Annotated in this window: 6 protein-coding genes; 1 reads left to right on the top strand and 5 read right to left on the bottom strand. The window is 69.7% G+C overall.

The genetic code is table 11. The annotated features are described in order from the left end of the window. The 5 genes from E1267_RS41800 to E1267_RS41780 all read right to left on the bottom strand — a co-directional run. Positions 1–1,365 (bottom strand): sulfatase family protein (locus E1267_RS41800; RefSeq protein WP_246064676.1); only part of this gene is annotated, 1,365 nt, incomplete at its 3' end. Between the two features lie 23 nt (positions 1,366–1,388). After that, positions 1,389–2,195 carry a carbohydrate ABC transporter permease gene (locus tag E1267_RS41795; protein ID WP_132341556.1) on the bottom strand — a complete coding sequence of 269 codons (807 nt, stop codon included), beginning with the start codon at positions 2,193–2,195 and terminating at the stop codon, positions 1,389–1,391. Beyond that, on the bottom strand, positions 2,195–3,070 hold the full coding sequence (locus E1267_RS41790; RefSeq protein ID WP_132341554.1) for a carbohydrate ABC transporter permease: 876 nt from the start codon (positions 3,068–3,070) through the stop codon (positions 2,195–2,197). Before E1267_RS41790 ends, E1267_RS41795 begins: the two co-directional genes overlap by 1 nt. 40 nt (positions 3,071–3,110) lie before the next feature. Continuing rightward, positions 3,111–4,385, bottom strand: coding sequence for a sugar ABC transporter substrate-binding protein (locus E1267_RS41785; RefSeq protein WP_132341552.1), 1,275 nt, complete (start codon positions 4,383–4,385; stop codon positions 3,111–3,113). A 13-nt stretch (positions 4,386–4,398) separates the two neighbouring features. Then, positions 4,399–5,400, bottom strand: a complete 1,002-nt coding sequence (locus E1267_RS41780; protein ID WP_132341550.1) for a LacI family DNA-binding transcriptional regulator — start codon at positions 5,398–5,400, stop codon at positions 4,399–4,401. A 259-nt stretch (positions 5,401–5,659) separates the two neighbouring features. Between E1267_RS41780 and E1267_RS41775 the strand changes: the two genes are divergently transcribed. Continuing rightward, positions 5,660–6,689: multicopper oxidase family protein (locus E1267_RS41775; protein ID WP_246064674.1), on the top strand; the 1,030-nt coding region annotated here is incomplete at its 3' end.

Below are 6,689 nucleotides of genomic sequence, written 5' to 3'. Positions count from 1 at the left end.
GGGTTGGTGGCCGAAGCGGACGGGTTCGGGGCCGTGGAGGCGGACGGCGGGGTCGGTCATGCCCTGGTGGGGCCCGGCCAGCTCGGCCGCCGGCTCGATGACCGGCTCGGTCTCCCCCGCCGCCACGATCCGCCGTACCAGCCGCTCCCGCAGCTCCGCCGCGACCCGCGCGTGCGACGCGCGCCCCGCCAGGTTGACCAGCTCGTGCGGGTCGTTGTCCAGGTCGTACAGGGCCTGCTCGCGGTAGCGGGTGGCGGCCGGGACGTCCCACGGGTCGGCGTCCTCGGCGACGGCGTAGTACTTCCACCGGGACGTGCGGATGCCGCGCCCCACCTCCGACTCGCTCACCTGGAAGAACGCCTCTTCGGGCCACGGCGCGCGGGGGTCGAGCACCAGCGGCAGGAACGAGCGGCCCTGCATGGACGCGGGCACCGGCAGCCCGGCCGCCTCCAGCAGCGTCGGCGGCAGGTCGAGGGTGCTGACGGGACGCGAGATCGCGCCGCCCCCGTCGAAGCCGGGCCCGCGCAGCGCGAGCGGCACCCGCAGCGACGCGTCGTGGCAGGAGCGTTTGTACTCGCCGTTGCGGGTCTTGAAGTGGTTGCCGTGGTCGGAGGTGTACGCCACGATCGTGTCGTCCAGCAGGTCCATGCTGCGCAGCGCGTCGAGCAGCCGGCCGAGCCCTTCGTCCAGGCGCTTGACCTGGCCGAGATAGCCGCCCATGTGCCGGTGGGCCGTGCCGCCGAGCGCGGCCAGGTCCTGCGGCATCCAGCGGCCCTGATAACGCTCCTCGTAGCCGTCGGGGGCCGGGTAGTTGTCCACCTCGTTCTGGTGGTGCGGCTCCAGGAACGACAGGAAGAGGTAGAACGGCTCGACGTGGTGGTCGGCGACGAACCGCACGGCCGCGTCCACGAGGGCGTCGGAGCGGTAGCCGGGCAGCAGGACGGGCTCGTTCTCCTCGTCGTAGACGATGGTGCGGTAGGCGTCGGAGGTGTGCTCCAGCGCGTTCGCCGCCAGCCACGACCGGTAGCCGCCGCGTTCCTCCTCGGGCACCGGCTCGCTGCCCGCCAGGTGCCACTTACCGATGTAGCCGGTGGCGTAGCCCGCCTCCCCGAAGTGGTGCGCCAGCGTACGCTCCCCGGCCGGCAGCACGCGGCCGTTGCGGTAGACGCCCGTCGTGGTCGGGTAGCGCCCCGTCTGCAACGCCGAACGGGCGGGCGCGCACACCGGCTGCGGGGTGAGCGCGACCGTGGCCTGCGTGCCGTGCCCGGCCATTCTGCCGAGGTTGGGCGTGAGAGGGCCGACGGTGTCCCACCGCTGCTGGTCGGTGAAGACGACGATCACATTAGGGGGCACGTTCGGGCGCAAAAGGGGATCTCCTAACGGACTGACTATTTGATGCCGGTCAGCGCGATGCCACGGACGAAGTATCGCTGCGTGAAGACGAACAGGATGGCGGTGGGCACGAAGAGGATCACCGAGCCCGCGGCCGTAAGGTGCCACAACGTGAAGTACTCCTGGTTGAACAGGGTGAGGCCGACCGGGATCGTGCGCATCTCGGGCGTCGTGGTGGCCACCAGCGGCCAGAGGAACTCGTTCCACTGGAAGACGAACGTGAACAACCCGAGCACGGCCAGCGCGGGCCGGGTCTGCGGCAGGATGACGCTCCGGTAGATCCGCAGCTCGGACGCCCCATCGATGCGCGCCGCGCTGATCAGGTCGTCGGGGATCGGCTGGATGAACTGTCTCATGAGGAAGATCCCGAACGCGTCCATGAGGAACGGCGTGATCAACCCCTGGTACGTGTCGAGCCACCCCATGGTGGCCATCAGCACGTACAACGGGATCATCCGCACGAAGAACGGCACCATGAGCGTGGCCAGCAGCGCCACGAACAGCGTGTTGCGCAGCGGGAAGCGGAACTTGGCGAAGACGTACCCGACGAGCGGGTCGAACAGCAGGTGCGCGAGCGTGATCGCGCCCGCCACGACGAGGCTGTTGACGATGAAGTTGCCGAACGGCGCGCGCACGAACAACTCGGCGTAGTTACCCCATTGGGGCGAGTCCGGCACGAGGACCGCGTTCGCCGACAGCGTCTCCGCCTCGGTCTGCAACGACAGCGACACCATGTAGAGCAGCGGCACCACGGTCATGAGGCAGGCCAGCGCGAGCAGGGTGTAGAGCAGCGGCTTGCGCATCAGTACGTGACCTCCCCGCGCCGCCCCGCCCGCAGTTGCACCAGCGTGAACGCCACGATGACGACGAGCAGCAGCACCGACTGCGCCGAGGAGTAGCCGAAGTCCCTGGCGCGGAAGGCGACGTTGAAGATGTGGAAGACCGACAGGTCGGTGGCGTCGCCGGGACCTCCGTTGGTGATGATGTACGCCTGCCCGAACGCCTGCAGCCCCGAGATGACCGCCATCACCGAGACGAACAACGTCGTGGGCGCGAGCAGCGGCAGCGTGATCCGCCAGAAGCGGCGCCACGCGTCGGCCCCGTCGATCTTGGCCGCCTCGTGGTACGTCTCCGGGATGCCCTGCAGCCCGGCCAGGAACAACACCATCGTGTAGCCGACGCTCTGCCAGAGCGTGACGGCGGCGATGGTGAGCAGCGGCGAGGTGTTGAGCCAGGTCTGCTCGGGCAGCCCGGACGCGCTCAGCACCCGGTTCAGCACCCCGAGCTCGGGGTCGAGGATGTTGCGCCACAGCAGCCCGACGATCGCCACCGAGGTCAGGTACGGCACCAGCAGCAGCACCCGGAACACGACCCGGCCCCTGAGCGGCTGGTCGAGCGCCAACGCCAGCGCCAGCCCGAGCACGATCGAGCCGAGCACCACGATCACCGAGAAGACCGCCGTGACCAGGAACGAGTGCCGCACCGCCGGGTCGGCCAGGGCCTGCGTGTAGTTGCCCAGCCCGGCCCACTGGTCGGCCTGCGGCCCCGTGCGCAGGCTGGTGGTCATCACGTTGCCGATCGGCAGGTAGAAGAAGGCCGCGAAGAACAGGATCGCGGGGATGAGGAACAGGTAGGCGGTCCGTGCGTAGCGACCCGAGAGCGTGCGTGGCCTCAGCATGGCCGTGCTCCGCTCCCGCCGCCGGTCGTCGTGCTCGTCCTCATGTGAGGAAGCCCTCCGCCGCCTCGGCGAACGCGCGCAGGGCGTCGGCGGCCGGCTTGTTCTGGATGATGACCTGCTGGTAGACGACCTTGAGCTGTTCGTCCCACTTGCCGAGCTGGCCGGTCAGGCGCACCTCCTGGGTGGAGTCCTTGGCGATCGGCAGCGCCTCGGCGAACACCTTGACGGCGTCGTCCTGCTGCACCTCGGGCAGGTCGGCCCACGAGACGCGCGGCATGAGCATGCCGGTCTCCTTCGTGGCGGCCTGCTCGACCTCCAGGGCGGTGATGCGCTTGATGAAGTCCCACGACAGGTCGGGTCTGGTGGCCTTGGCGGGCACCAGCATGCTCGTGCCGGCCGCCTGGGTGACCTGGGTCTTGTTCTTCAGCGGCGGCGCGACGCCGAGGTCGATGTCGGCGCTGGTCTTCGCGATCGGTTCGAGGTCCCAGGGGCCGGTGAGGATCATCGCGGCGCGCTTGGCGGAGAACAACTTCTGCGGGCCCGAGTAGTCGGTGCTCGACACCGGCACCGGGGCCACCTTGTGCTTGTGGATCAGGTCGGCCTGGAACTGCAGGGCGGCGATCGCGTCCTCGATCGGCGTCATGACCTTGCCGGTCTCCGGGTCGAAGGGGGTGACGCCGGCCTGCATCATCCACGGCCAGATGTAGGTGTGGTCCTGGTTGAGCGCGACGCCGTGCACGCCGTCCGTGGTCAGCTTCTTCGCCGCGGCGAGGAACTCCTCCCAGGTGGTCGGCGCTTCCAGCCCGGCCGCGCTGAACATGCCCTTGTTGTAGAGCAGCGTGTTGCAGGTCAGGTGGAGCTGTACGCCGTACACCTTGCCCTGGTAGGAGTTGCGCTCGACGGCGACCGGCTGCCAGTCGGAGGGGAAGCCCATCGCCTCGCCGTCACGGTCGACGTAGTCCTGCAGCGACCGGGCGTTGCCGGAGATGGCGAACTCCTGCACCCAGCCACCCGGCTCCTCGACCACGTCGGGCACGGTGCCGGAGGCGAAGTCGGCCAGCAGCCTGGTGCGCAGGTCGGGCCACTGGTATTTCTGCAGGTTGACCTTGACCTTGTTGGCCTGCTCGAACTCGGCGATCACCTTGCGGTAGGCCTGGTAGTCGTGTCCGGCGTTCCAGTAGACGGTGAAGGCGCCGGGGGCCGCGGTCTGCGCGGGCGGCGCTCCCGCGCAGGACGACAACACCGGCACCGCGGCAGCCGCGCCGGCCAGGCGGAGCACGTCACGGCGGGTCAGTCGGTGGGCGTGGGAAGACATCTCGGATTCCCTTCTAGGAGGAGCCCCGCCGCAGGAAGGTCCAGGACCGGACGATCTCGCGGGCGGGCGGCGGCTCCTCGGCCTGGAGGCGGTCGAAGAGCAGGCGTACGACGTCGGTGTAGTCGTGGCGGAGCGGGCCGACGGTGCTGAGCTGCGGCTTGCTGATGAGACCCTCGTCGATGTTGCCGACGCCGATCACGGCCACGTCGTCCGGCACGCGCAGCCCGGCGTCCCTGGCGGCCCAGATCGTGCTGATCGCGGCCCGGTCGGAGGCCGCGAAGATCGCGTCGGGGCGGTCGGGAGAGCTCAGCAGCTCGGCGGCGGTCTGGTAGGCGGAGACGCGGTCGTCCGCGCCGGAGGTGACGATCCGCGGGTCGACGCCGTGCCGTTCGAGTGCGGTGGTGTAGCCGAGCAGCCGGCCCGCGGGTTTGTCGCGGTAGAGCTCGAAGCGGTGCGCCATGAACGCGATGCGGCGCCTGCCCTCCGCCAGCAGGTGCTCGACCGCCTGCGCGCACGCCTCGGTCTCGGGCGTACGGACGACGTCGCACCCTTCGAGCCCGCTCTCGTTGCTCAGCACCACCATCGGCAGGCCGGTGGCGGCGAGCCCGGTGAGCAGGTCGTGGGTGAAGTGGTCGCCGACGACGTTGACCAGCGCGCCGTCGGCGATGCCGCCGCGCAGCACGTCGACGGCGGCGCTCGCCCGCGCCTCCGAGTAGACGGTGAGCGTGACCACGGAGTAGCCGCGGGCGTCGGCCATCTCGTGCAGGTCGGTGGCCAGCCGCTCGTCGCTGGGAACGCCGCCGAGCGAGCTCAGCACGAGGCAGACCCGCTGTGTGCGGCGCTTGCGCAGGCTTCTCGCGGCCTGGTTGGGGGTGTAGCCGAGCTGCCTGGCGGCGTCGAGCACCCGCTGCCTCGTCTCGGCGGCCACGGGACGGTCGCGGCCGCTGAGCACGTAGGAGACGGTCGCCACGGACACGTTCGCCAGCTCGGCCACCTGTCGTGCGGTAGGTCTCATGTTAGTCGAATAACGTAGCATTCCCGACAGGGATAAAGGGTATATTTCTGGGGAAACATCGCGCACACCGATGGACATATGGGGAACATCACGCCTCGGAACCCAGGCGTGTGAATCGATTAACACCCTATTTCGCACGACCCGCCCGATCAATAGGTGAGCCCGCCCGGTGTTCCAGCCCCTGCTCTCGACCACAGCGTGGCGAAAGGCATTTTCCACCACTCTCCGTTACCTTTCCTGATGAACGGGGGGAGGATCTGTGGACGATCTGGTCATGGGGAGGGTGTCGCGCCGGGTGTTCGTCACCGGCACGTTCGCGGCGCTGGGGCTCGGCACGGCCCTGGAGAAGCCGGCGGCCGGGGCGGCGGCGCGGCCGCGGAGGACGGTGCTGCGAGCCAGGCCCGCCAAGGTGAAGCTGGGCAAGCGCACCGTCTCCACCTGGACCTACAACGGCGTGCTCCCCGGCCCGCTCATCGAGGCCACGGCCGGCGAGACCGTCGCCGTCAAGCTGGTCAACGACCTGCCCGATCCGACCACCGTGCACTGGCACGGCATCGCGATCGACTTCCCCATGGACGGCGCCCCCGGCTTCTCCCAGGCCTCCACCCGGCCCGGCGGCACGTTCGACTACGTCTTCAAGGTGCCCGATCCGGGGACGCACTGGTATCACTCGCACGTCGGCACCCAGCTCGACCGCGGGCTGTACGGCCCGCTGATCGTGGCCGACCCGCGCGAGCCGCTGCGCTACGACGAGGAGTTCACGGTCGTGCTCGACGACTGGCTCGACGGTGTCAACGGCACCCCCGACGACGCCCTGCGCCGGCTGAACTCCTCCACCGAGCACGACGACAGCCTGCGCAGCGAGGCGCTGGGCGGCGTGGCCGCCGAGCTGCGCCACCCGCTTTACCTGATCAACGGCCGCCCGCCGGCCGCACCCAGGACGTTCGCCGCCTCGCCCAGGCGGCGCGTCAGGTTCCGGGTCATCAACGCGGGCGCCGACACCGCCTTCCGGGTCGCGCTCGGCGGGCACCGCATGACCATCACCCACACCGACGGGTTCCCGTGCTCGCCTGTCACCGTGGACACGTTCATCATCGGCATGGGCGAGCGCTACGACTTCGTCGTCACCCTCAAAGCAGGCGCGTTCCCGCTGGTGGCGCAGGCTGAGGGCAAGGGCGGGCGGGCGTACGCGGTGGTGCGGACCTCGCGTAAGGCCGACGCGCCGCCGTCGCGCGTCAAGGTGCCCGAGCTCAAGCGACGGATGCTGAAATATCAGGACCTGAACGCCC

The organism is Nonomuraea longispora, from assembly GCF_004348345.1.
GTDB lineage: Bacteria > Actinomycetota > Actinomycetes > Streptosporangiales > Streptosporangiaceae > Nonomuraea > Nonomuraea longispora.
This window is presented reverse-complemented; position numbering and strand designations above follow the sequence as displayed.

What these genes read in the sequence shown, in the direction of transcription:
- E1267_RS41795 (WP_132341556.1), bottom strand. Translation starts at nt 2,195, where the DNA reads ATGCGCAAGCCGCTGCTCTACACCCTGCTCGCGCTGGCCTGCCTCATG.
- E1267_RS41790 (WP_132341554.1), bottom strand. Translation starts at nt 3,070, where the DNA reads ATGCTGAGGCCACGCACGCTCTCGGGTCGCTACGCACGGACCGCCTAC.
- E1267_RS41785 (WP_132341552.1), bottom strand. Translation starts at nt 4,385, where the DNA reads ATGTCTTCCCACGCCCACCGACTGACCCGCCGTGACGTGCTCCGCCTG.
- E1267_RS41780 (WP_132341550.1), bottom strand. Translation starts at nt 5,400, where the DNA reads ATGAGACCTACCGCACGACAGGTGGCCGAGCTGGCGAACGTGTCCGTG.